This window comes from Sedimenticola hydrogenitrophicus (assembly GCF_025175675.1).
GTDB classification, from domain to species: Bacteria; Pseudomonadota; Gammaproteobacteria; order Chromatiales; family Chromatiaceae; genus Sedimenticola; species Sedimenticola hydrogenitrophicus.
In genome coordinates, this window is sequence record NZ_JANIOA010000001.1 from 24063 (window position 1) to 50942 (window position 26880).

Below are 26880 nucleotides of genomic sequence, written 5' to 3' on the forward strand. Positions count from 1 at the left end.
CGACCGCAGCGAACAGCCGTCAACAAGGGGGCCGCGCCTCCACCCATCCTACACGCGTGTTCGCCGGCATTGTGGGTATAAGGGTAGAACTAACCGCGCCGCCAGGTGGTGCCCTGGGGGCTGTCCTCCAGCACCACACCCTGCTCCTTGAGCTGCTCCCGAATGCGGTCGGCCTCGGCCCAGTTCTTCTCGGATTTCGCCCTTGCACGCTTCTGGACCAGTGCATCGATTTTTTCATCGCTCAACACAATGTGGGCACTAAAACTCGCAGTTAATATTCTAGGTTTACCTTTGAGATAAACTTCCGGGTCATCTTGCAGGATACCCAGCACCCCGCCCAGCCGGCGCAGTTCCGCCGCCAGCCCCGCCGCCCGGCGCTCATCCTCGGGGCGCACCCGGTTGATCTCCCGCACCAGTTCAAACAGTACCGCCAGTGCTTCGGGGGTATTGAAGTCATCGTCCATGGCCGCCCGGAAGCGCTCCCCGAAGGCCTCCCCGCCCGCTGCCTCGGCTACCGGCAGGCCGCGCATGGCGGTGTAGAACCGGGTCAGGGCGCCACGCGCGTTGTCCAGATGTTCATCATCATAGTGGAGCGGACTGCGGTACTGGCTGGTGAGGATGAAATAGCGCACCTCCTCCGCCTGGTAACGGTCCAGGATCTCCCGCACGGTGAAGAAGTTGCCCAGGGATTTGGACATCTTCTCATCATTGATGCGGACAAAACCGTTGTGCATCCAGTAGTTGACGAACGGCTTGCCGGTCGCCCCCTCAGACTGGGCAATCTCGTTCTCGTGATGGGGGAAGGTCAGGTCGGCACCACCGCCATGGATATCGAAGGTATCGCCCAGGCAGCAGGTGGACATGGCCGAGCACTCGATATGCCAGCCGGGCCGCCCCGCGCCCCAGGGGGAGTCCCAGGCCGGCTCACCCGGCTTGGCGGGCTTCCAGAGCACGAAATCAAGGGGATTGCGCTTCTGATTCTCCACCTCGACCCGGGCCCCCGCCTGCAGGTCCTCCAGCGTCTTTCCTGACAGCTTGCCGTAGCCCTGAAAACTGTCCACCGCGTAATAGACATCGTCGTTATCGGCCACGTAGGCGTGGCCGTTGGCCAGCAGCCGCTCGATCATGGCGATGATCTCGGCAATGTGCGCGGTGGCCCGCGGTTCGCTGTCCGGCTCCAGCACGCCCAGTGCCGCGGAGTCGTCGTGCATGGCATGGATGAAGCGTTCCGTCAGCGCGGCGATCGGCTCGCCATTTTCGTTGGCGCGGTTGATGATCTTGTCGTCGATATCGGTAATGTTGCGGATATAGGTGACGTCATAGCCCTGCGCCTGCAGGTAGCGATAGACCACATCGAACACCACCATCACCCGGGCGTGCCCCAGATGACAGAGATCGTAGACCGTCATGCCACAGACATACATTTTCACTTTTCCGGGTTCCAGCGGCACAAACGCCTGTTTCTGGTTGGTAAGATCGTTGTAGATCTTCAGCATAACGACTCCGACAGCTCATCTTGATACGGAAAACCGGCAGCGGACAGAATCCGATTGCCGCTCCCAGACCGCGCATAGTAAACGAAAGCGCCCGGGCAACAAAGTGGAGCAACAAAGCGGGGGTTTTTCCGCGGGCCGGTAACCTATATCATTAAGCACTCGATTGCCCCTGAATCACACTACTACGCGAGCATTGAATATGAATAGACGCCTTTTTTCGCTCCTGCTACCGCTGGTCATGCTATTGGGATTCACTTCTCAAGCCAGTGCGGATAGCACCCGGGTACTGATGAAGACCAGCCTGGGAGAGATTGAACTGGAACTGGACGGCGCCAAGGCCCCCGATACCGTGGAAAATTTTCTACGCTATGTCGATGAGGGCTTCTATAGCGGCACCATTTTCCACCGCGTGATCAACGGCTTCATGATCCAGGGCGGCGGATTCACCCCCGAACTCGACCAGAAGCGCGGCCACGCCGCGATCAAGAACGAGGCCAGGAACGGGTTGTCCAACGCACGCGGCAGCATCGCCATGGCCAGGACCAATGCCCCGCACTCCGCCACTTCCCAGTTCTTCATCAACCATAAAGACAATGACAATCTCGACTATCCCAGCTTCGACGGCTGGGGTTATGCGGTCTTTGGCCGGGTCACCCGGGGGATGGACACCGTGGACCGGATCGCCGATGTCGCCACCGCCAACAAGATGGGTATGCAGAATGTGCCCGTCAAGGATGTCGTCATTGAAAGCATCACCCGACTCTCAAACTAACCCGAAGATTTCATAAATTTGTGCAGAGATCGCGCCGGATATTGTTTTCACAAGGAAATTCCCGAGGGAGTGGCGTATCAGTGACTACGACCGACCGAGGGAATATTTCTTGTGGAAGCAAGAGACAAGCGAGATCAGTGCAAATTTGTGAAAGATTCGGGTTCAACTACAGGAAGCCAGCACATGATCACTCTCAAGACCAATCGCGGCGATATTGTCATCGAACTGGATGAAGAGAAGGCACCGATCACCAGCGCCAACTTTGCCCAGTATGTTAAGGACGGCTTTTATAACGGCACCATTTTTCACCGGGTCATCAACAACTTCATGATCCAGGGTGGCGGCTTCGAGGCCGGAATGGCCGAGAAAAGCACCCGCGCCCCGATCGAGAACGAGGCCAAGAATGGCCTGAGCAACGTCACCGGCTCCATTGCCATGGCACGCACCATGGACCCCCACTCCGCCTCCGCCCAGTTCTTTATCAATGTGGCGGACAACAAGTTTCTCGATTATCCGGGCCAGGACGGCTGGGGCTACTGTGTCTTCGCCCGGGTGGTCGAGGGCATGGACGTGGTCAACCAGATGAAAAGCGTCGACACCACCATGCGCATGGGGCATCAGGATGTGCCGGTGGAGGATCTGATCATCGAAGAGGCCATCATCAGCGACTAGTACTTCTTCAAATTGATAAAGTACTTTTGTAGGGTGAGGAGTGGTACAAGGATGTACCGTTTACGGACCTGAGGATGGCATGCGCCTACCGGCTTATCCACCCTACGAAACCGAAACAGTTTCACCCGGCAATATTAAATTGGAAGACTTCTAGCGAGGCTCAGCCAGCATGCCGCAAGATAGCCTGCTCATATCGGACCTGCACCTGTCCCCGGCACGGCCCGGTACCGTGGAGCTGTTCCTGCGTTTTCTGCGGGAACGGGCCCGCCATGCCGGGGCACTCTACATCCTCGGCGATCTGTTCGATGCCTGGATAGGCGACGACAACAGCCTGCCACCGGCACCTGAGGTGATTGAGACCCTGCGCCAGGTGAGCGACGCCGGCTGTCGACTCTCGGTGATGCACGGCAATCGGGATTTTCTGCTGGGAGAGGATTTTGCCCGGGCCACCGGCGCTCGCCTGTTGCCCGACCCCTGTGTTGTGGAGCTGGGTGTGGGGGAACCGGGCGGGCAGCCGACCCTGCTGATGCACGGTGACCTGCTGTGCAGTGATGATCTGGAGTATCAGCAGGCACGGCGGCGGCTGCGCAGCCCGGAGTTCATCCGCGATTTCCTCTCCCGAAGCATCGAGGAGCGGATCCAGCTCGCCGCCGAGTACCGCCGCCGCAGCGGCGAGGTGGTGTCGCTTAAATCGGCCGATATCATGGATGTGAACCAGCGGACGGTGGAGCAGTACATGCGCGAGCACCGGGTCAGGCGCCTGATACACGGCCACACCCACCGGCCCGCGTTACATGAGTTTCAGCTGGACGGCGAACCGGCGCAACGTTATGTGCTGGCGGACTGGCATGAACAGAGCGGTTCCTGTCTCAGGATTCACGATGGGCTGACCCTGCAGGAAACCTGTGGCTGAATGCCCTACTTGTCTCTCGGCAAGTCATCCAGACTATCGAAATCCAGGTCAACATCGATATCGATGGAGGGGATATCGTCCTCCCCCGCGGGGTATTCCTGCTTGATCAGGTCATCGAAGGAGACCGGTTCACTGTCCCCACTTGAAATTTCCAGATCATCCAACTCGATATCAAGATCGAACGGGTCCTGCCTGGAAGTTTCCTCCTCGGCCTCCTGACCCAACTCGGCCTCTTGACCCAACTCTTCCGGGTACTCCCCGGGGGTGACCGGCAGGATCACCTCGGTAGTTGCGTCCGACTGCCAGGCCACATGATCCGGCAGCAGGTGCCGGCCCATCTCCTCCACCTTCTCCCATAGCTCCGGTGCCTGGAGCATCAGAGTGGGATATACCTGGTCCAGGTAATGTGCAAAGGCCTTCTTGTCGCGCCGGAATGCATAGATCTCAAGACGTTTTGCCTTGAGTTCCAGACTCTCGGGATGCTGTTCCATCGCCTCCTCCACCAGGGACTCGGCCTGACTGTAGCGGCGATAGGCCAGATAGATATCCGCCTCCATCAATATCGAAGCAGCATCATGCGGTGTATCAGGCAGCACCTCGGCATCCAGATGAGCGGTGTCCAGCGGCTCCGTTTGCGGCGCCATCGGTGCGGCGGCCTGCGGTTCACCCCATGCTGCCGGCTGGGCAGACGCCTTCCCGCCGGGTGCGGCGGCCCCACTGGACATTTCAAACAGTTCCGGTGTTTCAAATCGGGTGTCGCGCTGTCGTCCACGCCGGTTGAGCAGGAGCAAGGTGGAGAGGATGACGATAATCGCCCCCATCAGCATCATCCAGTACTCGTTCTTCCAGCCGGAGACGAGGGGGGATATCTCCGTGACGGGGGCGGATACGGCAACATTGCCTTGGGGCGGTGCCGCGGCAGGCGATGTGGCTGCGGCCCCCGTGACCGAACCCGGTTCCGGTATTGCATTTCCCCCGGTGCCTCCGGCCTCAGCAATCTGCTGTCGCAGGTTTTCGAGTTGGACGTCTTTCTCCGCCAGCGCCTTCTTCAGCGCGTCCACTTTTGATTCGAGTGCTGCCCTCAGCTCGATAATATCCTTGTTGATCTCCTGAACGGCCACCAGTTCCTGTTCGGAATCCCTGATCGCTTCACGCAGCTTGTCGCTCTCCTGGGCCGGATAGCCTGCTTCGCTCTTCTCGGAGACCTGCCAATTACGCTCCGGCTCAACCACACGCAGCCGTTGCCGCTCCTCGGCGGTCAGTTCCTGCGCAACCACCGCGGGTGCGGTCGGTTCCTGCACTGCAGGTGCGGACACGGCCGGCCGGTCAGCGCCCGGCTGTTGTTCGGATGCCGCGGGTTGCCGCTCCGCTACGGGTTGGGTTTCCCCCGGCCCGGGCCGGGGTGCGGTAGTTGCGGTGCGACGCCCCTCGCGCCACTCCGCCATCTGTTGTCTGACGGCTGCACGCGCCTCCGCCTCGGTAACTGCCGCCATCTCCCCGGGCGTGGGAATGGTCAGCAACACACCCCGCTTCAACAGGTTGATGTTTCCTCTGTGGAACGCCTCGGGGTTCGCCTCCAACAGGGCAATCATGACCCGATTACGTGAGACCCCCGCAGCTGCCTGAAGTTTTCCGGCAATCAGCCACAGAGTATCGGTCCGTTGCACCGGACCGTAACTGGTGGCGGGTGAAGGACGGCTTGGCGCCGATTGCGGCCGCTGCCGTGGTGCCGCGACAGATTCCGCCCGCGGCGGTTGGTATGTGGGCGGATCGAGCAGTATGGTGAATTCCCGGACCAGGCTTCCCTGCGGCCAGCTGATTTCCAGCAAGAAGTCCAAAAACGGTTCCCTGATGGTCTCCCGCGTGCTGACCCGGATATAGGCTTCGCCATCCTCCGAAAAAACCGGTTGGAAGCGTAACCTTGACAGCAGAAACGGCCGGTCGATGCCGGCCCGCTTAAAATCATTTGGCGCCGCCAGCCTTACCCGGATGTCGTCGATCGCCATCTGTTCGACCGATATCAGTCTCACCCTGGCATCCAGGGGCTCATTGAGGGCGGAGCCAACCTGGATACCACCCAGCCCCAGAGCATAAGCCGAGGCTGACGGAATCAACAGCAGAAGAGATAAAAGTGGCTTTCTGATCATTATTTTATTTGGATTTTATGCAAATCCATTTCTCTGTTGGCCAGCGACTTCCCCGGGCCGGAGAGAAGCCCGGTAAATGTTAGGAGTCTCAATATAAAACAATAAGATAACCACGTCACTTAAATCCAGGCACGAATTCTCTCGGGCGCTGAATTAAAGCGGGCAGTCACTCAGGCCCCATCAGTTGCAACATATCACTGTAGGTCGCGTAATTGGCGTAGGTGAGCACCGGCAATACTACCAGCAGCAACGGCAAGGCGAACAATACGGTAACAAAGGTCAACCCACCCAGCACGATCGCCCAGAACAACATGAGCCGGGGACTGTGCGAGACAATTCGGACGCTGAAAGAAACCGCGTCCACCAATCCGCACCGCTTCTGAAAAGCGTAGGGGATGGAAAACACCGTCACGCAAAAGCTGATGAAACTAAGCACAAAGCCGAGGAAGCTGACGAACAACAGAAATGCCACGGCGTCCGTGCGCAGTACCGGGTCGGCATTGTAAGCCGCCAGGGACGTCGGCACAAAATCAAAGTAAACGCTATAGATTATGAGCGCATCAGATATCCAGATCAGATAGATCACCAGCGAGACCAGCCCGATCACCAGAATAGAGACCGGGCATTCCCTGAATCCCTCGGTAATATCGGCAAAGCCGGGTCTGTTACCGCGATGTATCTTTTCCGCCAGATGATAATAAACGGCAACCAGAACTGGAACAACGATAAGAAACCCGCCGGCGACAATAAAATAGAACAGACTGAAGCCGCGGTACAGAAGCAGCGCGCCGATGGCCAGCCCGATCAACAGAAAAACTCCGGCAAAGATCATATTGAGAAGCGCAGCCTGCCTGAAATCATGCCAACCGCGCCGCAGCCACTCTCCGGCAATGGTGAACATCATCATTTCCCGCGCGACATTGACACTCATCTATCCACACCCGACTGCTTAAGGGTCCGCGCAAGAATAATTCCGTAGTATCGAGGGCGTTCCTGGGCCACGCTGGCAAGGCACGCTTTGCAGGCAATGGCTGTTCCCTTGGCAAAAAGCGTAATGCCGCCAGCGGGGTCCAGGGGCGACCGAATACCGGAACTTATTCTTGCGCGGGTCCTTAGTTACTGTTTTGTATAATTCTAGACGTCTCAGCGAAAATAACAGGGCTAAACGGGGTGGCGTAAAAAATCAGCCTCGTAACGGCGGGACCACTCCGGAAACTCACGCTGAGCGTGCGGTAACAGAGCATTCGCGACGGCGGCCTCAGCCGCGCAGCCAGGGAAGCCGAATCCGCCACTATTTCAGATCCGGTTTATCATCATGTTCCCGGGTGGATTTTATTTTCAGATTGGGGAGATCGACCCGACCGATGACGTGCAAAACAATCCCCGCCCCCACGAAAAAGACCACTGCGGCCCCAAAACTGGCCGCCACCGGATGATCGCCACCCAGCTCGGCGGCATAATAAATGGTCCCAAAAAGGCTGCCGATCGCGGCAATATAAGAGAGGATTGCAACGAAAAACGATACTTTCTGCGCCCTGCTGGTCTGCTTCACCCGGATTCCCACTGTTCAAGCCAAAAGATCGTTGCAGGGTACGCTAATCACCCATAACTGGCCAACGGTTATCCCCAATACCACCATTGATCGCCGCCGGACGGCAGCAAGCGGAATTAGCTTGCCAATAATCAGAAAATTAGTTTATTTTGAACTAATGTTTCCCGCGCTGTTGAACCTATCGGTAACCCATGTCCGCTGACGAACCCATCACGCTTCAAGTCTCGGCTCACCAGATCGAGCGGTACTGTGCCGAACTCCGTTGCGGTAGCGCCAATACCAATCGCAAGCACTCGGCGTTGATCGCTCTTGAGGGCTTTGTCATCCGACATGCCACAACCGATAAATATACCAGTGCGTTCAATAACATAGTCAACATCATCCAGGGCCATGCGGAACAGACACGCCAGGCACTGCTAAACGAGTACGCCGAGAACCTTGAACCGGCGCTGAAAAACAGGGACCGGCATGCACTGGCCGGAATACACCAGTCTGTTTCGCGGAACGGATTCGACCAACTGCTGGAGCAAGTGCTGGCGAGACTATCCCCGGAGCTGCTGCATTCGTTGAAACTCTGGGCTGAAAACTGGGTCAATGAGGCAGAGTCCAAGGCGCGTCTGGCAAGCGGCTATCCCGATGCCCTCAATTTCAGAGAGGCGGGCGTTCCGCTTGACCAGTACCGGGCACTCAGCGAGCTGAAGAGAAAACTGACACCACTATGAAATACCTGACCGCACTCTTTGCTGTATTATTATTCATTGCGCCGTTACATGCCGACGATGATCGGGAGCACGCCGCGTTGGCATCGGTCACGGTCGCCACCAACCTGCAGGCGGATGGCGAGATCGCCAGAAAAGGACGCAAGGCATTACTGCTGCTGGTATCACGAGAAGAATGCAGCTACTGCATACAGATCAAACGCGAAGTGATCGGCCCGATGTTACGCAGCGGCGATTACGACGACCGCCTTTTGATTCGCGAGCTGCGGCTTGATGGCGTCTCCACAGTGATTGATTTCCAAGGGGTGGCAAGAGACAGCCACAACGTTGCCTACGACTATAAGGCCTCGGTCACCCCGACGCTGCTGTTTCTGGATGCCGACGGTAAAGAGCTGACCGCCAAAATGGTCGGCATTCAGACCCCCGATATGTACTATTACTACGTTGATCAATCCATCCAGGAAGCTATCGAGGCACTCGACAGTCGGACTGAACAATGAAACTCCGACCAATATGGACTTTAATGACAGTTAAGAACCCGCACAAAAATAAGTTCCTGTATTCGGTCGCCCCTGGACCCCGCTGGTGGCGTTACGCTTTTTGGCAAGGGAACAGCGTGCCTTGCCAGCGTGGCCCAGGAACGCCCTCGGTACTACGGAATTATTCTTGCGCGGGTCCTAAATTGAGCACCGCCCGCCGCCTGTTGTTACCCTTGCTCGGTATCGCCCTGACGGCCCACGGCCAGTCCGCCGCAACCGGCGGTCCGGAAAAAAGCGGCGGCAGCGCCTGCGTCATCGCCAAAAAGCTGGGAAACTCACTCGCCATAGAATGGGCTGTCGGGGAGCCCTCCGTTGCCCACGCCATGGAAAAGGCGAAGCAGGCACTGCATGCGAAAGGCTATGAGTATGTATTCCCCCAATCCAACAGCAATAACCAACATGGCTGGATGATCATTGTCAAAACCCGCTACCGCACCAATACCGGCAGGGAACGCACCAGTTATGGCTGCGGTTTCAGCACCCAGTCGCCGGCCACCGCGGAGACCAATGCCCTGCTCAATCTTCGCACCTACTCCTGGGGCTGGAAAGAGAGCAGCGGTTACGAAGTGATCGAGAAACAGCAGTACTGATATGCCCGGCCGGAGCGGCAGGTATTTAAAAATACGGCGTAACTACTCACCCGGTCTTCAAGTGAATGGCCTGCCTTGTTGGCCGATCTTGATCCAGCCATCGCGGGAGGCCGGCAAGGCAGGCCAATCACCCCGTGAGTAGTTACAATATGGCCACGCCTGCACGCGCTCAACATCAACAGCGCTGCACAGGCCTTTCCCTCCACTTGCGGTTATACTTGCCTTCAGACAAGCACCATTCAGACCGACCGAAGGAAGAGAGCGACATGCCCGCACAATGCTACGACATCTTTTTTTCAGGCAAGACCGTGGAGGGGGCAGACCTGGCGGAAGTGAAGCAAGAGCTTGCGCGAATCTTCAATACCCGGAGCGAGCAGCTTGAATACCTCTTCTCGGGAGACTCGGTGAAGGTCAAGAGTGGCGTGGATCAGGAGACCGCCATCAAATACCGGGTCGCCTTCAGAAACGCCGGGGCACTGGTGGAGATCCAGTCCGCGGATCCTGTTACCGACGCCCCCCGGCAGGCCGCGGTTGCGGCCCCTACGGTGGAGCAGCAAAGTGAAGAGAAAATGACCCTGCTTCCTCCCAGGAGCGGTAGCCTGATCGATTGTGCCCCGGTCGTAACGCCCGCGCCGCTACCCGATATCAGCGCCTTATCCCTGGCCAGCCCGGGCGCCATGCTGGACGAGACCCCACCGCCGCCGCCCCGGGGAATCGATACCAGCGGCCTTGAACTGGCCCCGGCCAACACCGGCACCCTGGAAGAGTGCCAGATCAAAAAGGAGTCCGCCGAACTGCCGGATATCAGCCGACTGGCAATTATTGAGGATGACAACTTACCCCCAAAACCATCCCGCACTGAAACCTGACATCCAGCTTGTCTCGCCGGATTAAGCTGATTCGATCTGCGCTCCGTGATAAACCTAGGGCAGCATCATTCCGCGTATCATGAAATAGAGCAGCGCCGCCATCAGTCCGGAGACCGGTACGGTAATAACCCAGGCGGCCGCGATCTTCAGCAGGGCTGAACGCCTCACCAGCTCATGCCGATAGACCTTGCGCAGACCTTTCCGCTCTTTCTTGGTCAGGGGTGCATCGTGCTCGGTTTTCGCCTGCTCCTTCAACTCCGCCAGCATTTCACCCTTGCGGCTCAGGGAGGCCTTTTTGAAATCCATCAGGTAGGCCTCGATCGCATCGGGATCATCCTCCTGATGATGCAGCTTGATCTCCGCGACCATCTTGGCATAGCTGGTTTTGATGAATTCACGCAGGAAGCCCACACCGAAGATACCGCCGACGGCGATATGGGTGGAGCTGACCGGCAGCCCGAGCTGGGTAGCCAAAATCACCGTCACTGCCGCGGCCATGGCGATACAGAAGGCCCGCATTTTGTCCAGTTCAGTGATTTCACTGCCCACGGTCTTGATCAGCTTCGGACCATACAGGGCGAGGCCCACGGCGATACCCAGCGCCCCCACCATCATCACCCAGAGCGGGATGGCGGCCTTTTGGGCAATGCCGCCATGGACGATGGCATCATTGATCGCGGCCAGCGGGCCTACGGCATTCGCCACGTCATTGGCCCCGTGGGCGAAACTGAGCAGGGCGGCGGCGAAAATCAGCGGCAGGGTGAACAGCTTGTTGATGCTCTGCTTCTCGTTGGGCAATCTGTCGGCCACCCTGGAGATCAGGGGGCGGACCAGATAGATGACCGCGACACCTGCCGCCAGGCCGATCAGGACGGCGGAACCGAATTCCACTTTCCAGATTTTCTTGAATCCCTTGAGGACGATATAGGTGGTGAAGGCCCAGGTCATAAGCCCTACCAGCAAGGGCACCATGCGTTTGGCCGCCGTAATCATATCCACCTGATAGGTGATGGTCCGTTTGATCAACAATAGAAAGGCGGCGGCGATTACCCCCCCCATGACCGGGGAGATCACCCAACTGGCGACGATGGCCCCCATCTTGTCCCAGTTGGCGATGCCGACGCCGCCCGCGGCAATACCCGCACCAAGCACCCCGCCGACAATGGAGTGGGTGGTCGATACCGGCGCACCCAGTGCTGTTGCGATATTCAGCCAGAGTGCACCGGCGAGCAGCGCGGCCATCATCAGCCAGATGAAGGTGTCCGTGTCGACAATCGCGGAAGGATCGATAATTCCACTTTTGATGGTGCCGACCACATCGCCACCGGCGATCAAGGCGCCGGACGCCTCGAACACAGCGGCAATAACGATCGCCCCCCCCAGGGTCAAAGCCTTTGAACCGACCGCGGGACCCACGTTGTTGGCCACATCATTGGCACCGATGTTCATGGCCATGTAGCCGCCGATCACCGCGGCGACCAGCATCATCACATGCCCCGGCGTATCCATTCCCCCGCGCATGACGGTGAACAGCATGATACCGACGATAAAGAGCAGGGCTACGCCGATCCGGAACAGCTCCTGCCGGCCTTTACTGGTGGCTTTTTCAAGCTCACTTATATTCTGAAGTTCCATAAAAACTCAGTGTGATTTTGCTTTAGATTTCGGCATGGGGATCCAGCACTGAACACACGACATGCCACCCGAAAGTAAAGTGCGCACTGTAACATTTTTGTCATTTAAAAGCCCCATGAAATACCGCTAAAATCAGTCGCGCAAGCGATCAGCAAGGCTCCGGCAAGCGACAGTCCGGGGTAACCTGGTCCATGTTTTGCTTAACTGGTATCAAGAGGCGTTTAACCGGCGTCCCGAGTCAGTTAATTGACAGAATCTGGAGAGTAATTGTGGTCAGCCCTATTTCAAACGACAAATTATTGCCGCAAAACAACGACAGAAACAGCACCGCGACCAGCAAACGGTCCACGGGTGAGCAGCACAGCACCGCGGGTACGGGCGCCAGGCGCCCGACCGATGACACGGTGGAGCTCAGCAGTGCGAGCCGACTGGCCAACCGGGAGATCGCTTCCAGCAGAAACAGCGGCGCCGTCAACAACGCCACAGAGGCCAGGGAGTTGGTCATCAAGATAAGGGAGCAGATTGAAGCCGCCGGTCGCCAGGCGCTGAAGAGCCACAACCCGCTGGAGAAAGGTGAGCTGACCGCATTACTGGAATTTTCCGCGGCCTAGAACATAGGGTGGGTCATACCCATCGAAGGTGCCCTATGAGTGGAATATTCCGCGCCCTGGAACATAGGGCGTGCCGTGCCCACCGACGGAACTGTGGGTCAACACGGCTCAACCGAACCGCTATGCACCGTTATTCGGGGCCGATCTCCAATCGCTCTACCTCGGCCAGGGTCACCACCCTGTCGTCAGTGGTGACGAAGGTACGTCCGTCGATATCGCCTTTATAGGCCTGGTAGGTGGTCACCCGAGCGCTACGCGTATCGATCACCCGGACGGTGACCACCTGATAGGCATCGCTCCATTGATGGTAGAGATAGAGACCCGCCCCGACCAACATCAGAACCACCGTCCCAGCCGCCAGGAGTTGAGTTATGCGCCGTCTTCCCTGCCGGACATCCGCGGGTGCATTGAGTACCCGGGCCGGTGACCTGTAGTGCCGCATATTGCGTTGACTACGCAGCCGCAGGGTCAGGAGTGCCCCGGCAATCACCAATGCGGTCAAAAGAAGTTTCAGGAACATGGGCGCGTACCTTATCATGGGCTTGGTAATGGCGCTATTATTTGAACCAGGGAACCGGACTATCAGACAGACATGAATAAATTAAGGGATCGTGCAAGAATAATTTCGCAGTACCGAGGGCGTTCCTGGGCCCCGCCGGCAAGGCACGCTTTGCAGGCAATGGCCGTTCCCTTGGCAAAAAGCGTAACGCCGCCGGCGGGGTCCAGGGGCGACCGAATACCGAAAGTTATTCTTGCACGAGCCCTCAACCTCTTGGTATTAATAGCATTGCTTTTTGTGGCCGCGTGCAGCGAGCCTGACAAACCAAGCATCCCGCTCAGTCTGGCGGTCGAACGTGGCGACATCAATCAGATCGAACGCCATATCCTCTGGGGCAGTGATATCAACCAGCCCAATATCAACGGTGAGGCGCCCATTCATGTCAGCGCCACTCTGGGTAACTACATCGCAGTCAAACTGCTTGTTGAAAATGGCGCCGATATCAATCTTGCGGATAAAAACGGGATCAGCGCCCTCGGGCGGGCTGTTATCTCGGGCCGCACACAGATAGCCGAATATCTTCTCAAGCAGGGCGCCAAACAGGCACCCGACCAGTTACTCGACCTGCTAGTCAAGACCGGCAACACAAGCCGCGATATCATCCCCCTGCTGATCAGGTGGGGGGCGCAGATCAACCACCAGGATGAGTCGGGCCAGAGCCCGCTGATGCGCGCCATTGCCGCCGGCAAGCGGGTGCTGGTAAAAAACCTGATCCAGAATGGTGCCGACGTCAATCTGGCGGACAATGCCGGCCGGCGGCCGCTGGCTGTCGCCAGAGCGCAGGGAGATGAGGATATTATCCGCATGCTGGAACGCAATGGCGCACAGTAAGCTCGCCAGATCACTCGTGACGCCGCACCTTTCTTCTGTTAAGTTTCCGCCTCAATCATTCAGTTATTAGCCATGGGCACACCAGGCTCCGAAAACAGGATTATCCAAAATGGCATCGACCGTTGACGAACTCACGATTAACTATTCAGAAGACGGTATAGACGTCGTCAAAGAGCTGGACAAGGTGATCCTCTCCAAGGGGGCCTGGTCAACTGTGATGTTCCGCTACCAGGAGTGGAACCGCTCCAAAAATGAGTACAGCCCGGACAAATACAGCATCCGCCGTTACCAGAAGCGCAGTGGTGAATATATCCCGAAATCCAAGTTCAACATCTCCAGCAAAGCCCAGGCGGAAGCGATCATCGAGGCCCTGAGCAACTGGACCAGGGATTAACTGTAGTGGCGGCTTAGCCACCGGGGTCGGAGTCAAGCCGGATCACGGCCGAGCGCAACAGTCCGTAGGGGCGATCGGCTTGACTCCGACCCCTCTCGCATAAACCTAGAAAAAATCAATGCAACCGCTAAGAACGCAAAGACCACGAAGGAAAACACCGGTCTGGATTCTCCCGATCCGTCACCTGTTGGGTTGGGCCGGAAATGCAGGCAAGCCATTCTATCTCTTTGCTTTCCTGGCGTTCTTCGCGGTTAAATCAAATTCGTAGTCGCGTAGGATGCTGGTGAGCTTGCGAACCGCATCATTCCATCCTCGGTCCGTCAACGGTGCATTGCATCCTCAGCTCCGTTATCGGTACATCCCTGTACCACTCCTCCTGCACCACTCCTCACGGAAAGGCTTGATGCGGTTCGTGTTACTCACCGCATCCTACCGCGCTACGGAATTATTCTTGCGCAGGCCCTTAGAATGGCCGCATGAATCCCCTTTGGGGTTCGCGGACTCACCCCAACGAGCTACTCATTCACTCCAGCCCGATCATCATCGGCCAATCGGCCAGCTCTGAAAGCACCTGCTTGCGGCCGCTGTCGATTGCCGGATCGATCATGAGCCTGGCCAGTTGCTGGCGAAACGCGCTCAGCGTGATGCTGCCGCCACCCTGCGGATCGGTCAAGCGGTCGATACGATACTCCTGCCAGCGTTCACGCTCGGCCGCGGTCAGGGACTCCGGCCAGTTGCGTGCCCGATAGCGAAACAGCATCTCCGGCAGGCGGGCATCATCAAACACCGGCGCCATCTCCGCCAGCGACTCCGGGGTAGCGGTCAATACCCGGTCCATCCGCTTGCGATCATCCGCACTGAAAAAATCCCCGGCATAGAGACTCTGATCCGGATCCGTAATCGGTGCGAACTCCCGCCCCCCGTGAACCGACTGGATCTTCTCTTCCAGACCCGGCGCACTGTTCAGGCGATCAAGATGACGCAAGCCCTGCGCCTGATCGATCCCCCAGCGCTGGGCCGCCTGCTCGGTCAGGGTTTTCATCGGTACCACCACCGGGCATTTGTTGAGATGAATGGTTTTCAGCGGGATCCGCTCCACGCCCTCGGGCAGCTGATCTCTCGGGGTAAACAGGCGTGATTGAATCTCCTCCACGGCCAGCCCGATCAGCGGACCAGGATCCTGCCCCAGATCATAGACAATCACACCATTGGGATTACCGGGATGCCGGGCTACCGGCACCACCATGGCAATACACCCCTTCTCCGCCGGATACATGGAAGAGACATGCAACACCGGTTGCCGGTCGCGAAGGTTGAGCAACTCCGCAACCTTGCGTTTGTTGCGCATGCCCAGCAGGTAATCGAACAGCCGGGGTTGCCGCTGCCGTATCAATCCGGCCAGGGCGATCGTGGCATGGACATCCGACAAGGCGTCGTGCGCCGCTTCATGGGCGATGTCATTGGCCGCCGACAACTCCTCCAGCCGGAAGCTGGCGGTACCATCCTCCCGCTTCGCCCAGACGATACCTTCCGGTCGCAGCGCGTGGGTCAGCCGCACCATATCGATAATATCCCAGCGGGAATTTCCATTCTGCCACTCCCGGGCGTAGGGATCGATAAAATTGCGGAAGAATCCGAAGCGGGTGAATTCGTCATCAAAACGGATGCTGTTATAGCCCACGCCACAGGTGCCGGGCTGGGCCATCTCCCGATGAATCAGGCGAAAGAACTCCGCTTCGTCCACCCCCTCGCGCAGCGCCTTTTGCGGCGTCAGGCCGGTAATCAGGCAGGCCTCCGGTTGCGGCAGCAGATCATCGGCCGGCCGGCAATAACAGACCAGCGGCTGGCCGATAATATTCAGTTCCTCGTCGGTACGGATGCCGGCAAACTGGGCCGCCCGATCCTTACGTGGATCGGCTCCCCAGGTTTCGTAATCATGCCAGTAAAATGTCAGCGCCATTGCACCCTCTACCCGTTGTCCGTCAACAATGCTTCAGCGGTATCTTGGAGGGTTTTGCCTGGGGAGGCAACCGCAAGTCCGGTAGGGTGGGCACAATTTACCAATCATCTCGCTGCGAATTCGGCGTAGAGACGTAGGATGGGTGGAGGAGGAACGACGTAACCCATCAAACAGCCAGCCACGCCGTGCGCAGGAGATGGCCGGTTGCATTGCGCCATGCGCGCGCCGTAACCCACCGTTTGACGATCGAGGATTCGGTGGGTTACGCGGCGCCCGAGCGTTGTGACGGCCTGGAAGAACCGTGCCTGTGCGCCGCAAACCCACCCTACATCTACGTTGCTGCGAATCCCGCAAAGCCGCTCCCGGCCATCCCTGGCCTTCGCGGCATAAGTCCATCCCTGGATAAAAAAACACCCCGCCGGGGCGGGGTGTTTTCGCTACAGGGCAAGATCAGGCAGGGATCAGATCTTCTCTCTGATACGCGCCGCCTTACCGGTGCGGCCACGCAGGTAATAGAGTTTCGCGCGACGCACATCACCGCGACGCTTGACTTCGATCGCTGCCACGGAGGGGCTGTAGGTCTGGAAGACACGCTCAACCCCTTCACCATGGGAGAGTTTGCGCACGGTGAAAGAGGAGTTCAAACCGCGATTTTTCTTGGCGATCACCACACCTTCAAAGGCCTGCAGACGCTCGCGGGTACCTTCGACAACCTTCACCTGAACAACTACGGTGTCGCCTGCGCCAAAAACGGGAACCTCGCGGTTCATCTGCTCGGCTTCAAGTTCCTGAATGATATTGCTCACGGTCGTATGCTCCTGTATTTCAATCAGCGCTCGTCTGCGCCTGGATAAACTCGTTTAGTAAAATCTCTTCTTCCCGGGTGAGAACACGTCCCTCCAGGAGGTCTGGCCGTCTTTGCCAGGTTCTGCCCAATGACTGCTGCAGTCGCCAGCGACGAATCAATTCGTGGTTGCCGCCCATCAGCACCGCCGGCACGCGGTCACCTTCAAATAGCTCTGGCCGCGTATAGTGCGGATAATCCAGCAAACCATCCGTGAAGGAGTCCTGCTCGGCCGAATCCTTGTCGCCGAGCACCCCGGGCAGCAACCGGATCACGGCATCCATCAGCACCAGAGCCGGCAATTCGCCGCCACTGAGTACATAATCGCCAATGGACCACTCTTCATCCACATAGCGGTTGATCAGCCGCTCATCAATCCCTTCATAGCGTCCGGCAATCAGGATCATGCCGCTGCGCCGCGCCATCCGGCCCGCCGTGGCCTGGTCGAATCGCTGTCCCTGCGGCGAGAGATAGGCTACCGCCGAATCCGGAGCAACACTCCGGGCCTGGGCGATCGCATCTCGCAGCGGCTCAATTTTCATCACCATACCGGGACCGCCCCCGTAGGGTCTGTCATCCACCGTACGGTGCACATCGTGGGTGTAATCCCGCGGATTCCACAACCCCAGGCTGACCTGCCCACGGTCCACTGCACGACCGGTCACACCTTCCCCGATCATGGCCCTGAACATCTCGGGGAACAAGGTCACCACGTCAAAGCGCATGGTCACCTCAAAAATCCGGATCCCAATCGACGGTGATCAGATCACCGTCCAGATCGACCTCTTTAATCACCTGTGCAATAAACGGCAGCAGGTGCCGGCGGTCGCCCTCGACCACCATGACATCGTTCGCCCCCGTCTCGAACAGGTGATCCACCCGTCCAAGCTCGACTCCTTCCAGGGTAACGACCCTTTTTCCCTCGAGGTCACACCAGTAGTACTCATCCGCCGGAATCGTCGGCAGCTGGTCGCGCGGTATGGCGATTTCGGCCCCATTCAGCGCTGCCGCCTGATCCCGATCGACCACACCTTCCAGGGCGGCGACTATCCCCTTTCCATGGGTCTTGCCCTGCTTCAGCTTATACTCCCGCCACTGCCCTTCCCGGTATAAATACCAGGAGGGGTGGTTGAGGATATTCTCTTTCGGAGCCGTGTGTGAATAAACCTTTATCCATCCACGCACACCGAACAGCCCGGAAACCTGTCCCAGGATGGCCCAATCAGCCGGTTGTTCTCCCACCGCGACGCTCATCTCAAGCCACCCGGCAACAGATCTGTTCAGCTACTGGTAACACCCAGGGGGCTTCCAGCCAGTCGCCCGGACAATCAGGCTGCGGCCTTGGATGCTTCCTTGACCAGCTGTGCAACGCGGTCCGTCGGCTGCGCACCCTGGGACACCCAGTGGCTGATGCGCGCCTGATCCAGGCGCAGACGCTCTTCACCGCCGGTCGCAATCGGATTGAAGAAACCCAGTCGCTCAATGTACTTACCATCGCGGGGGTTTCTGCTGTCAGCCACAACGATGTGATAAAACGGCCGCCTTTTCGCGCCGGTTCGTGCAAGACGAATTGTTACCATTTCAAACCCTTAAATTAAAAAAATCTGCCACGCACCACCGGCCAACCAATCCGGCCGGAGTGAAACGGGGCATTCTACCCGTTTCCGGGGAAAAGTGAAGTGTTTTGTCGCCTCAATTCAGAACCCCGCATTGGTGGATGCGCCTACCGGTTTATCCACCCTACGAAACGGCGTCCCGATCAATTACCCGCCGAGCACCGGACAGAACCGTAGGGTGGGTTAGGCGCGCCCTGCGCAGGGGGTGGCCGCTTGCATTGCACCGTGCGCGCGCCGTAACCCACCGCATTCTCAACCCGCCAAATGGCGGGTTACGCGGCGCCCCGGACATAACCGTAGGGTGGGTTAGGCGCGCCCTGCACAGGGGGAGGTCGTTTGCATTGCACCGTGTGCGCGCCGTAACCCACCGTTTTCTCAACCCGCCAAACGGTGGGTTACGCGGCGCCCGGGTATTGTCCTGATCTGGAAGTGTGGTGCCAGTACGCCGCTAACCCACCCTACGAAACGCTCGGCGCGCTGGATGGAAGCCTCAGAAGGGAAACCCGCCCCCGGGTGGCATCCCGCCGGGACCCAGCTTGGACTTCAGGCCACGCATCATCTTGGCCATGCCCCCACCCTTCATCTTCTTCATCATCTTCTGCATCTGGGCATACTGCTTGAGCATTTTATTCACTTCCTGCACCTGGGTCCCCGACCCCAGGGCGATCCGGCGCTTTCTTGAGCCCTTGATCAGGTTCGGGAAGCGCCGCTCCTGCGCTGTCATGGAGTTGATGATGGCGATCGAACGGGTGATCTCCTTGTCATTGACCTGCTTTTTGACATGCTCCGGTACGTTCCCCATCCCCGGAAGCTTGTCCATCAGGGAGTTCAGCCCGCCCATATTGGACATCTGCTCCATCTGGTCGCGGAAATCCTCCAGATCGAAGCCCTGCCCTTTATGCAGTTTCCTGGCCAGCTTCTCGGCCTTGGCCTGGTCCACCTTGCCCTGGACCTGTTCCACCAGGGAGAGCACATCGCCCATACCCAGAATCCGCGACGCCATCCGTTCCGGATGGAACGGTTCGAGGGCCGTCGTCTTCTCCCCCACGCCGAGAAACTTGATCGGTTTGCCGGTGATCTGGCGGATTGAGAGCGCCGCGCCCCCCCGGGCATCGCCATCGGTCTTGGTGAGGATCACGCCGGTCAGCGGCAGGGCATCATCGAAGGCCTTGGCGGTGTTGGCGGCATCCTGGCCGGTCATGCTGTCGACCACAAACAGGGTTTCGACCGGGGTTATACCGGCATGCAGCTCCCGGATCTCGTCCATCATGGCCGCGTCCACATGCAGGCGGCCGGCGGTATCGACAATCAGCACATCGATGAACTGCTTGCGCGCCCGATCCAGCGCCGCCCTGGCAATGGCCAGGGGCTGCTGCAGCGTGGTGCTGGGGAAAAATTCCGCCTCCACTTCGGCGGACAGGGTCTTGAGCTGGTCGATGGCGGCGGGTCGGTAGATATCACAGCTGACCACCATGACCGATTTTTTCTGGCTCTGTTTCAGCCAGCGCGCCAGCTTGGCCACGCTGGTGGTCTTACCGGAGCCCTGCAGGCCGGCCATCAGGATCACCGCCGGCGGTTGCGCCGCCAGATTCAGCCCCTCATTGGCCTCGCCCATGATCCGGACCAGTTCGTCATTGACGATCTTGATCAGTACCTGGCCGGGGGTGAGGCTTCTCATCACCTCTTCGCCCAGCGCCTGCTGCTTCACCTGCTCGACAAACTCCCGAACCACCGGCAACGCGACGTCCGCCTCCAGCAGCGCCATGCGGATCTCGCGCAGGGTCTCCTTGATATTGTCTTCGGTCAGTCGACCCTGACCGCGCAGCTTGTTCAGTACGCCACCCAGCCGGTCTGTCAGATTGTCAAACATGCTTTAACTCAGCCTCTCGCCATGAATTTGCCGTATTATATATGGAAACAGCCGGCGCCGCGTAACCCACCGATCCCCCGATCGCCAAACGGTGGGTTACGGCACGCGCACGATACCATGCAAACGCCCACCCCCTGCGCAAAGCGCGCCTAACCCACCCACAAAACTTTCCGTACTCACAGCACATATTCAGCCAAAGGATCATTACTCTCGCCAAGACGCCAAGCACGCCAAGGAAAACCCATTCCCGCTTTAATCTTTGCGCTCTTGGCGTCTTCGCGAGAGTCCATTTGCCACCTGTCATCCGGAGGCACTCGATCCATGCATAGGTCAAGCGTGACAAATACCCGGCCAAACCGGGGGATTGCTTACTACCCGGGCTAGTCACAACAAGGGTGATATGCGATTATCACGCCCCATATGAACCAGACTCTCGTTGCTTTTCTCGCCATTGCCGGCTATCTCGCCAGCGGGACCATTATCGCCATCCGGCTGTTCTCGGATCGGACGGGGAAAACCCTCCCCCGCTATCCAGGGATCGCCTTGGGCATGGCGGGTGCCGCCCTACACGCGCTCCTGCTGTACCAGGGCATGGACAGCGAAGGCGGGCTGAATTTCAATTTCTTCGGTGCCGCTTCCCTGATCGCCTGGACCATCATCCTGCTGCTGATGCTGTCGGCACTGACCAAGCCGGTGGAAAATCTCGGGATCACCCTGTTACCGCTGGCGGCCCTGACCATCGCCCTGGACATGCACTTCCCCGCGGACCATATCCTGGCGGCCGATTCACCCTGGGCACTGCGCATCCATGTGCTGATCTCCCTGCTGGCCTACAGCCTGCTGGCCATGGCCAGCGTCCAGGCCATCCTGCTGGCGATTCAGGACTATCATCTGCGCCACCGCCACCCCGGGGGGTTCATCCGCGCCTTGCCGCCACTGCAGACCATGGAAGCCCTGCTGTTCGAGATGATCGGGCTCGGCTTTATCCTGCTCACCGTGGCACTGCTGAGTGGTTTCGTCTTTCTGGATGACCTGTTCGCGCAACATCTGGCTCACAAGACCATACTCTCCATCGCCGCCTGGCTGGTATTCGGTATGCTGTTGTGGGGACGCCACCGTTCCGGCTGGCGCGGCCCGAAGGCGCTGAGTTGGACACTGGCGGGGTTCGTGGTGCTGATGCTGGCCTATTTCGGCAGCAAATTCGTGCTGGAGGTGGTTATCCCATCCTGACCACCGGACACGGGGGTCGGAGCCTTGTAGTAACGGGTAGGATGCGGTGAGAAAAACGAACCGTATCGGTCCGGGCCTACGCAAACGGTGCGGTTCGCAAGCTCACCGGCACCCTGCGACTTGTTCCCGGGACACGCAGCGGGCTCGGCCCGCCCTATTGATGGTGGATTTATCCCCGCGAGGTATCCTGGTAGGCCCGGGTGGCTACCCGGCCCTGGTTCATCTTGCCGAGGATTTTGCCTATCTCCTGCTGCTGCGCCTGGGCCAACTGCATGAGCTGTTTGTCCAGATCCAGAATCACCCGGATCTGCCGGGCGGCCTCATCCGCAGCCCCAGCCCCCGCTGCCGTAGCCCCCGCAGCCATAACCCCCAGATCCAGCGGAAACGCCTGCTCGATCATCCGTTGGCGCTCAACCTGTCGCTCGGTCAGCTGCTCCCACTCACCCTGGCGGGCCAGCGACAGCATCTGTTCAGAGAGGCTAACTATTTGACTGAGCACGGCCGGTTCTCAGAGCGCCGTCTGCCGGTTTTCCGTATCCAACTGCGCCGGGATCACGTCCCAGGCGGATTTTACCTCCAGCAGCAGTGACGACACCTCATCCAGAATCGCCGGGTCATTCTTGAGTCCGGCCTCTCCCAGGCGGCGCACCATGTAGTCATACAGGTCATCCAGGTTCCGCGACAGCTCGCCACCGGCCTCCATATCCAGACTGCTCTGCAGACCGCTGATGATGGAGATAGCCCAGCTGATAAAGCGCCCCTTGTCGGCCGGTTCACTTCTCAGCATATGCCCCTTGGCGGCGGCGATCTTGTCCAGCGCGCCCTCCATCAGCATCTGCACCAGGCGGTGCGGTGTGGCATCCTCGACTCCGGACTTGACGCTGACGCTCTTGTATTGAGACAAGGCACTTTTCATTCTTGATTTTACCATTGGGTACTCCACCTGATTTCGTTATCCTGATGACCCAGCCTTGGGCAAGTTATCATTTCCTGCTGCCACTCAACAGGTTGGACAGGCTGTCCAACTGGCTTGTTAAATAGTTACTGGTTGTCTGCATGTTTGACATCAAGGTATCCAGCGCCTCGAACTGGCTGCGAATCCGCGCCTCGGTCGATATCAATCGCTGTTCCAGCAGACTTCTGTTGCGCGCAATCCGGGTAACCTCGCTCTTGGCGCCATCAACAATGCTGTCGATCACGCCGCCACTTTGCAGGAACGAGTCGAGCATGCCATCCATTTTCGCCGCAAAGCCACTATTTTCATCAGTAAAGAATTGAATAATGCTCTCCGGATCATCCTGCATGGCCGCGGTCAGATCGGCGCTGGTCAATTTCATCCCCCCGCCCTCTTTGGTGGTAATGCCAAGCTCGGCCACATATGAGAAGTTCCCCAACCCCTTCAGCCCGGTGTTGAGTATGGAGCTGATCTGGGTCTCGATGCTGCGCATCACGCTACTATTTCCGCTGCCACCGGAGGAGATGGATTTAATCTGCTTCAGCACATCATTCAATGAATTGACAAAACTGTTGACCGCACTGGTGGCTTGGGAGGTATCGGCACTGATGGTGATATCCCCGCTTCCCTCTGACTTCAGATCAAGCGAGACACCCGCGATGGCGTCGCTGATGCTGTTGCTGCTGCGGGTGACGGATACCCCGTCGATGGTCACCGAGGCGTCCAGCGCATTTTCCGTGGCCAGCACGACCCCGTCGCCATCCCGGTTCAGCATCGAGAAGTTAAATGTTGATGCGTTCAGGGTCCCGCCGAACGAGAGCTGCACGCGATTATCGTATCCCACGCTATCGGAGGTCAGGGTCAGGGTCTGCAGATCATTGTCCCCGGTGATCAGACCCGCCGTAACGCCGGTGGTATTCAGCTCATCGTTAATGGCCGTCTGAATCTGCTGCAATGTCTTGGCCGTGGAGAGATCCAGGGTAAAACTCTTCTCACCCACCGTCAGGGTCATCTCGTCGCCGGCGGTGCCGCCGAAAGTGGCCGTATCGGCAAACTCGGAGGAACCCGTCTTATGGGCCTGGGCCAGGCGGTTGACCGTCACCGCATAACTGGCGGCCGTGGAACCTGTACTGGATGTCGCCGTGAACACGGCACTGTCGGACGACTTGGTCGACATGGCGCGAAAGGTATCTTCCTTACCCAGCGCGGTCAGCGAGGACTGCAGACTGGAAAGCGCGCTTTTGAAGCTCCCCATGGCCGAAATATTGGCCTGAACCTTCGCCTCTTTGGTATTCAATACCGTCAGAGGGCGCTGTTCAATCGCCATCAGCTGGGTCACGATGGAGTTGACATCCAACCCTGATCCCAACCCTGGAGATGAAATGGTCATACAGGCTTCCTCGATGATTGAGCCACAGGGGTCGGAGTCAATCCGTCCAAACCCATTCTTTCTGCGATGCGACAGGGGTCGCGACGACAGGGGTCGGAGTCAAGCCGCCTTCCAACCCTGCAAATTTTTCCTCGGTCGGTCGAGCGGCTTGACTCCGACCCCGCCGTCCAAATTTTTCCTCGGTCGGTCGGGCGGCTTGACTCCGACCCCGCCACACTTTGGGACACCCCGTGGGCGCCGTAATCAGCCGGGACATCCCTGTCACCAGCCTTTGGTTATGCCTTGCCCTGGAACAGCCAAGAGACACTTTCATTACTGCCGCTGAAAATGGCCTCACTCGTCTCCTTGAGTCTTTGTTGCATGGCCAGAACCTCTTCCGAGGGGATACTCCGAATCGTCTGTCCCGACTCCTTGTCTATGACCTTGATCACAGTCTTCCCGCTCTCTTCATCTACGGAAAACTCCAACTGACGCTGTATGGACTGGGCAAAATCGTTCAGCTCTCCTACTGCCGCGTCGATTGCCTGTCCGTCCACCTTCGAGGATGGTTTTTCGGCCGCCTTCGCCTCATCGCCGGATCGAGGCTGTCCAACCGGGACCATCGTCTTGATGGCAGAACTCTCCCGCACCACGCCGGTACTCGTTGAAGCTCCTTTGGGCTGGGTAGCGACGCTACTCAGCACACTTTGAGAGATTTCATTCACCATGGCGATCTCCTAGTCTACGCGGGGAGCGCCAGGCCTACTTCTCCTGTCGCCCCCCGTGTCCATGTTACTGGAGAAGTGACAGCACGCTCTGCGGCAGCGCATTCGCCTGGGAAACCATCGCCACACCCGCCTGCTGCAGGATCTGCGCCCGGGTCAGGTTCGCCGTCTCCGCGGCGAAGTCGGCATCCAGGATACGTGACCGCGCGGCACTGAGGTTCTCCGAGGCGGTGCTCAGGTTCGCCATGGTGGACTCGAAGCGGTTCTGCACCGCACCCAGGTCCGCCCGGTTGCTGGAGATCTGGGCCAGGGCGCCGTCGATGACTGCGATCGCCGAGTTGGCCCCAGCAACGGTTGAGACATCTACAGCGCTCAGTTTTGACAGACCTATAGTCAACGTAGAAAAGCCTGCATCAGTCAGACCGGAGCCCGTCCCAGTGAGTGTAAAGCTCTCAGAAGCGTTCAGGGTCAGGGTGCCGCCTGTGATATTGGTCAATTGAGCACCAGCAGCCGTATTATCAGCACTCGTGGTAGCGTAAGCAAGGTTAGCGCCGGCTTCGGTAATTACACGACCAACGGTGGCAGCTGCACCCGCACGCGTATCAGCGATGGACACAACGCCCGCAAGAGCCGTAGCAGTCAATGGCAATAACGCACTACTTGTTTGAGAGTCGGCCTTAGCGAGATTGAAGGCGGCAAGAGTGTTGGATGCCAACGTGCCAACTGTGCCTAGGTCACCGGTAGCCACCCCTATAGTCACAGATGTTGCAGAGTTTACAGCAGTGGTGCCGTTTTCATCGATGTCAAAAGTAATGCCATTTATAACAAACGACTCTCCATCAATCGCAGCCCCACTAAACGTCAGTGTATCAGCGACTGTCGTTGCCGCTGTGCCGCCAGAAGTTGCCGTTAACCCAGTGGCATTCAAGACACGGGTTGCAGCCGCGCCACTTGCCGAAACCAGAGAGATATCGCGTCCTTCGCTGGAAGCCAGCGACAGCGCGCCTGTAGCGGCATCAAAAGTAGCTGAAACACCAGTCTGTGAACTCAGCGCATTAATGGCCGTAGCTACATTTGAGCCTTGATCTGCGCCAGTCGCTTGAGCTGGAATCGCACCGAGGGAGATGCCGTTAATGCTAAGGTCCCCTGCATCGATGCTTGAGCCCGCAATAGGTGCAACACCCGTAACGCTTGTAGAAGCGGTAGCAGTAACGCCGGTGGTGGCAGAAGCAGCATTGATAGCCGCGGCCTTTGAGGCGGCGCTACCCGCGGTAAAGCCAGGAGACTGAGCGCTACGGTCGGTGGAAGCGCCTATCTGGGTGCCGTTGATGGAAATATAATTGGACGTGCTAAATGCGGTAGTTGAAACAGCCGTTCCTGCACCACCATAAGAACCAAGAGTATCGGTGGTTGCACCCGCAACACTTACATTAATGGTTTGGTTGGCGTTAGCGCCGACCTGGAACTGTGACGCCTGGAAGGAGCCATCGATGATGTTCTGGCCGTTGAACTGGGTGGAAGTGGCGGTACGCTGGATCTCGGAGAGCAGCTGATTCACCTCGGAGTTCAGGGCCGCGCGGTCGGAGGCCGAGTTGGTGGAGTTGGCCGACTGGATCGCCAGCTCACGGATACGCTGCAGGTTGTTGGACGATTCCGACAGGGCGCCCTCGGCCGTCTGGGCCAGGGAGATACCGTCGTTGGCGTTACGTACCGCCTGGTTCAGACCGCGGATCTGCGAGGTCATCCGGTCGGTAATGGCCAGGCCGGCCGCGTCGTCCTTGGCGCTGTTGATGCGCAGGCCGGAGGAGAGACGCTGAATCGCGGTATTCAGTGAGGATTGTGATTTGTTCAGGTTACGCTGTGCGGTCAGGGACAGCACGTTAGAGTTAATGACCTGTGCCATTGTCTTGCTCCTTATTCCCCTTTAGCAACCACGTCGGGTGCCCTCGGGGTCAGGTTGATGATTGGCGGATATATCTGATTATTGATCTGATATTTACCGCCTCCGATGT

28 protein-coding genes are annotated in these 26880 nt (G+C 58.3%); 11 read left to right on the plus strand and 17 right to left on the minus strand.

All coding sequences use genetic code 11. The features are described from left to right. Window positions 1-89: 89 nt before the first annotated feature. Entirely contained in the window at window positions 90-1496 is a 1407-nt protein-coding gene (gene cysS, locus NPX02_RS00090; RefSeq protein WP_260291063.1) for a cysteine--tRNA ligase, read from the minus strand. 199 nt (window positions 1497-1695) lie between these two features. On the opposite strand from cysS, the gene NPX02_RS00095 reads away from it, so the two are divergent. The 3 genes from NPX02_RS00095 to NPX02_RS00105 all read left to right on the plus strand — a co-directional run bounded on the left by NPX02_RS00095 (window position 1696) and on the right by NPX02_RS00105 (window position 3853). Further along, window positions 1696-2268: a peptidylprolyl isomerase gene (locus NPX02_RS00095; RefSeq protein ID WP_418067308.1), complete on the plus strand. Its 573-nt coding sequence runs from the start codon at window positions 1696-1698 to the stop codon at window positions 2266-2268. Window positions 2269-2451: 183 nt separating this feature from the next. Next, entirely contained in the window at window positions 2452-2940 is a 489-nt protein-coding gene (locus tag NPX02_RS00100; protein ID WP_260291064.1) for a peptidylprolyl isomerase, read from the plus strand. Between the two features lie 169 nt (window positions 2941-3109). Further along, window positions 3110-3853 carry a UDP-2,3-diacylglucosamine diphosphatase gene (locus NPX02_RS00105; RefSeq protein WP_260291065.1) on the plus strand — a complete coding sequence of 248 codons (744 nt, stop codon included), beginning with the start codon at window positions 3110-3112 and terminating at the stop codon, window positions 3851-3853. Window positions 3854-3858: 5 nt separating this feature from the next. Here NPX02_RS00105 and NPX02_RS00110 read toward each other — a convergent pair whose 3' ends face one another. From NPX02_RS00110 to NPX02_RS00120, 3 genes are all read right to left on the minus strand, one after another. Further along, window positions 3859-6000, minus strand: coding sequence for a type IV pilus assembly protein FimV (locus tag NPX02_RS00110; RefSeq protein ID WP_470423635.1), 2142 nt, complete (start codon window positions 5998-6000; stop codon window positions 3859-3861). A 166-nt stretch (window positions 6001-6166) separates the two neighbouring features. Continuing rightward, complete coding sequence (locus NPX02_RS00115; protein ID WP_260291069.1) at window positions 6167-6931, minus strand: DUF2189 domain-containing protein; 765 nt, start codon at window positions 6929-6931, stop codon at window positions 6167-6169. Window positions 6932-7291: 360 nt separating this feature from the next. Next, on the minus strand, window positions 7292-7552 hold the full coding sequence (locus NPX02_RS00120; protein ID WP_260291071.1) for a hemerythrin family protein: 261 nt from the start codon (window positions 7550-7552) through the stop codon (window positions 7292-7294). Between the two features lie 191 nt (window positions 7553-7743). On the opposite strand from NPX02_RS00120, the gene NPX02_RS00125 reads away from it, so the two are divergent. From NPX02_RS00125 to NPX02_RS00140, 4 genes are all read left to right on the plus strand, one after another. Further along, entirely contained in the window at window positions 7744-8274 is a 531-nt protein-coding gene (locus tag NPX02_RS00125) for a hypothetical protein (RefSeq protein WP_260291073.1), read from the plus strand. After that, window positions 8271-8771 carry a thioredoxin family protein gene (locus NPX02_RS00130; RefSeq protein ID WP_260291074.1) on the plus strand — a complete coding sequence of 167 codons (501 nt, stop codon included), beginning with the start codon at window positions 8271-8273 and terminating at the stop codon, window positions 8769-8771. Before NPX02_RS00125 ends, NPX02_RS00130 begins: the two co-directional genes overlap by 4 nt. A gap of 182 nt (window positions 8772-8953) precedes the next feature. Continuing rightward, a complete protein-coding gene (locus NPX02_RS00135; protein ID WP_260291076.1) occupies window positions 8954-9400 on the plus strand; it encodes a hypothetical protein in 447 nt (148 codons plus the stop codon). Window positions 9401-9666: 266 nt separating this feature from the next. Continuing rightward, window positions 9667-10269, plus strand: coding sequence for a ubiquitin family protein (locus NPX02_RS00140; RefSeq protein ID WP_260291077.1), 603 nt, complete (start codon window positions 9667-9669; stop codon window positions 10267-10269). A 54-nt stretch (window positions 10270-10323) separates the two neighbouring features. On the opposite strand, the gene NPX02_RS00145 is transcribed toward NPX02_RS00140, so the two are convergent. Beyond that, the gene (locus tag NPX02_RS00145) at window positions 10324-11904 is read right to left on the minus strand and encodes an inorganic phosphate transporter (protein WP_260291078.1); all 1581 of its coding nucleotides are present in this window, start codon (window positions 11902-11904) and stop codon (window positions 10324-10326) included. Between the two features lie 269 nt (window positions 11905-12173). On the opposite strand from NPX02_RS00145, the gene NPX02_RS00150 reads away from it, so the two are divergent. After that, window positions 12174-12515: a hypothetical protein gene (locus NPX02_RS00150; RefSeq protein ID WP_260291080.1), complete on the plus strand. Its 342-nt coding sequence runs from the start codon at window positions 12174-12176 to the stop codon at window positions 12513-12515. 130 nt (window positions 12516-12645) lie between these two features. On the opposite strand, the gene NPX02_RS00155 is transcribed toward NPX02_RS00150, so the two are convergent. Beyond that, window positions 12646-13035: an antitermination protein NusG gene (locus NPX02_RS00155; protein ID WP_260291081.1), complete on the minus strand. Its 390-nt coding sequence runs from the start codon at window positions 13033-13035 to the stop codon at window positions 12646-12648. Between the two features lie 159 nt (window positions 13036-13194). Between NPX02_RS00155 and NPX02_RS00160 the strand changes: the two genes are divergently transcribed. Then, complete coding sequence (locus NPX02_RS00160; protein ID WP_260291422.1) at window positions 13195-13905, plus strand: ankyrin repeat domain-containing protein; 711 nt, start codon at window positions 13195-13197, stop codon at window positions 13903-13905. A 109-nt stretch (window positions 13906-14014) separates the two neighbouring features. Beyond that, window positions 14015-14299, plus strand: a complete 285-nt coding sequence (locus tag NPX02_RS00165) for a hypothetical protein (RefSeq protein WP_260291082.1) — start codon at window positions 14015-14017, stop codon at window positions 14297-14299. A gap of 523 nt (window positions 14300-14822) precedes the next feature. Here the strand turns inward: NPX02_RS00165 and sbcB are convergent. The 6 genes from sbcB to ffh all read right to left on the minus strand — a co-directional run bounded on the left by sbcB (window position 14823) and on the right by ffh (window position 20589). Continuing rightward, window positions 14823-16259 carry an exodeoxyribonuclease I gene (gene sbcB / locus NPX02_RS00170; RefSeq protein WP_260291084.1) on the minus strand — a complete coding sequence of 479 codons (1437 nt, stop codon included), beginning with the start codon at window positions 16257-16259 and terminating at the stop codon, window positions 14823-14825. Between the two features lie 461 nt (window positions 16260-16720). Continuing rightward, window positions 16721-17065, minus strand: coding sequence for a 50S ribosomal protein L19 (gene rplS / locus NPX02_RS00175; protein WP_260291085.1), 345 nt, complete (start codon window positions 17063-17065; stop codon window positions 16721-16723). A gap of 19 nt (window positions 17066-17084) precedes the next feature. After that, entirely contained in the window at window positions 17085-17828 is a 744-nt protein-coding gene (trmD, locus tag NPX02_RS00180) for a tRNA (guanosine(37)-N1)-methyltransferase TrmD (RefSeq protein WP_260291423.1), read from the minus strand. A 7-nt stretch (window positions 17829-17835) separates the two neighbouring features. Further along, window positions 17836-18357, minus strand: coding sequence for a ribosome maturation factor RimM (gene rimM / locus NPX02_RS00185; RefSeq protein WP_260291087.1), 522 nt, complete (start codon window positions 18355-18357; stop codon window positions 17836-17838). 74 nt (window positions 18358-18431) lie between these two features. Then, window positions 18432-18683 carry a 30S ribosomal protein S16 gene (gene rpsP / locus NPX02_RS00190; RefSeq protein WP_260291088.1) on the minus strand — a complete coding sequence of 84 codons (252 nt, stop codon included), beginning with the start codon at window positions 18681-18683 and terminating at the stop codon, window positions 18432-18434. Between the two features lie 526 nt (window positions 18684-19209). Beyond that, window positions 19210-20589 (minus strand): signal recognition particle protein, encoded by a 1380-nt coding sequence (gene ffh / locus NPX02_RS00195; protein ID WP_260291089.1) that lies wholly within the window; start codon window positions 20587-20589, stop codon window positions 19210-19212. Window positions 20590-21009: 420 nt separating this feature from the next. On the opposite strand from ffh, the gene NPX02_RS00200 reads away from it, so the two are divergent. After that, window positions 21010-21819 (plus strand): cytochrome C assembly family protein, encoded by an 810-nt coding sequence (locus tag NPX02_RS00200; protein ID WP_260291090.1) that lies wholly within the window; start codon window positions 21010-21012, stop codon window positions 21817-21819. 169 nt (window positions 21820-21988) lie between these two features. On the opposite strand, the gene NPX02_RS00205 is transcribed toward NPX02_RS00200, so the two are convergent. The 5 genes from NPX02_RS00205 to NPX02_RS21305 all read right to left on the minus strand — a co-directional run bounded on the left by NPX02_RS00205 (window position 21989) and on the right by NPX02_RS21305 (window position 26771). After that, the gene (locus NPX02_RS00205) at window positions 21989-22318 is read right to left on the minus strand and encodes a flagellar protein FliT (RefSeq protein WP_260291091.1); all 330 of its coding nucleotides are present in this window, start codon (window positions 22316-22318) and stop codon (window positions 21989-21991) included. 9 nt (window positions 22319-22327) lie between these two features. After that, window positions 22328-22750, minus strand: a complete 423-nt coding sequence (gene fliS / locus NPX02_RS00210; protein ID WP_260291092.1) for a flagellar export chaperone FliS — start codon at window positions 22748-22750, stop codon at window positions 22328-22330. A 52-nt stretch (window positions 22751-22802) separates the two neighbouring features. Beyond that, the gene (gene fliD / locus NPX02_RS00215; protein ID WP_260291093.1) at window positions 22803-24164 is read right to left on the minus strand and encodes a flagellar filament capping protein FliD; all 1362 of its coding nucleotides are present in this window, start codon (window positions 24162-24164) and stop codon (window positions 22803-22805) included. Between the two features lie 275 nt (window positions 24165-24439). Next, entirely contained in the window at window positions 24440-24871 is a 432-nt protein-coding gene (locus tag NPX02_RS00220; protein ID WP_260291094.1) for a flagellar protein FlaG, read from the minus strand. Between the two features lie 64 nt (window positions 24872-24935). Continuing rightward, window positions 24936-26771, minus strand: a complete 1836-nt coding sequence (locus tag NPX02_RS21305; RefSeq protein ID WP_305792681.1) for a flagellin N-terminal helical domain-containing protein — start codon at window positions 26769-26771, stop codon at window positions 24936-24938. Window positions 26772-26880: the final 109 nt, after the last annotated feature.

Bases quoted from the DNA above. Each gene is read 5' to 3' on its own strand.
- cysS (WP_260291063.1), bottom strand. From the start codon at position 1,496: ATGCTGAAGATCTACAACGATCTTACCAACCAGAAACAGGCGTTTGTG.
- NPX02_RS00095 (WP_418067308.1), top strand. From the start codon at position 1,696: ATGAATAGACGCCTTTTTTCGCTCCTGCTACCGCTGGTCATGCTATTG.
- NPX02_RS00100 (WP_260291064.1), top strand. From the start codon at position 2,452: ATGATCACTCTCAAGACCAATCGCGGCGATATTGTCATCGAACTGGAT.
- NPX02_RS00105 (WP_260291065.1), top strand. From the start codon at position 3,110: ATGCCGCAAGATAGCCTGCTCATATCGGACCTGCACCTGTCCCCGGCA.
- NPX02_RS00110 (WP_470423635.1), bottom strand. From the start codon at position 6,000: ATGATCAGAAAGCCACTTTTATCTCTTCTGCTGTTGATTCCGTCAGCC.
- NPX02_RS00115 (WP_260291069.1), bottom strand. From the start codon at position 6,931: ATGAGTGTCAATGTCGCGCGGGAAATGATGATGTTCACCATTGCCGGA.
- NPX02_RS00125 (WP_260291073.1), top strand. From the start codon at position 7,744: ATGTCCGCTGACGAACCCATCACGCTTCAAGTCTCGGCTCACCAGATC.
- NPX02_RS00130 (WP_260291074.1), top strand. From the start codon at position 8,271: ATGAAATACCTGACCGCACTCTTTGCTGTATTATTATTCATTGCGCCG.
- NPX02_RS00140 (WP_260291077.1), top strand. From the start codon at position 9,667: ATGCCCGCACAATGCTACGACATCTTTTTTTCAGGCAAGACCGTGGAG.
- NPX02_RS00145 (WP_260291078.1), bottom strand. From the start codon at position 11,904: ATGGAACTTCAGAATATAAGTGAGCTTGAAAAAGCCACCAGTAAAGGC.
- NPX02_RS00155 (WP_260291081.1), bottom strand. From the start codon at position 13,035: ATGTTCCTGAAACTTCTTTTGACCGCATTGGTGATTGCCGGGGCACTC.
- NPX02_RS00160 (WP_260291422.1), top strand. From the start codon at position 13,195: ATGGCCGTTCCCTTGGCAAAAAGCGTAACGCCGCCGGCGGGGTCCAGG.
- NPX02_RS00165 (WP_260291082.1), top strand. From the start codon at position 14,015: ATGGCATCGACCGTTGACGAACTCACGATTAACTATTCAGAAGACGGT.
- sbcB (WP_260291084.1), bottom strand. From the start codon at position 16,259: ATGGCGCTGACATTTTACTGGCATGATTACGAAACCTGGGGAGCCGAT.
- trmD (WP_260291423.1), bottom strand. From the start codon at position 17,828: ATGCGCTTTGACGTGGTGACCTTGTTCCCCGAGATGTTCAGGGCCATG.
- rimM (WP_260291087.1), bottom strand. From the start codon at position 18,357: ATGAGCGTCGCGGTGGGAGAACAACCGGCTGATTGGGCCATCCTGGGA.
- rpsP (WP_260291088.1), bottom strand. From the start codon at position 18,683: ATGGTAACAATTCGTCTTGCACGAACCGGCGCGAAAAGGCGGCCGTTT.
- ffh (WP_260291089.1), bottom strand. From the start codon at position 20,589: ATGTTTGACAATCTGACAGACCGGCTGGGTGGCGTACTGAACAAGCTG.
- NPX02_RS00200 (WP_260291090.1), top strand. From the start codon at position 21,010: ATGAACCAGACTCTCGTTGCTTTTCTCGCCATTGCCGGCTATCTCGCC.
- fliS (WP_260291092.1), bottom strand. From the start codon at position 22,750: ATGGTAAAATCAAGAATGAAAAGTGCCTTGTCTCAATACAAGAGCGTC.
- fliD (WP_260291093.1), bottom strand. From the start codon at position 24,164: ATGACCATTTCATCTCCAGGGTTGGGATCAGGGTTGGATGTCAACTCC.
- NPX02_RS00220 (WP_260291094.1), bottom strand. From the start codon at position 24,871: ATGGTGAATGAAATCTCTCAAAGTGTGCTGAGTAGCGTCGCTACCCAG.
- NPX02_RS21305 (WP_305792681.1), bottom strand. From the start codon at position 26,771: ATGGCACAGGTCATTAACTCTAACGTGCTGTCCCTGACCGCACAGCGT.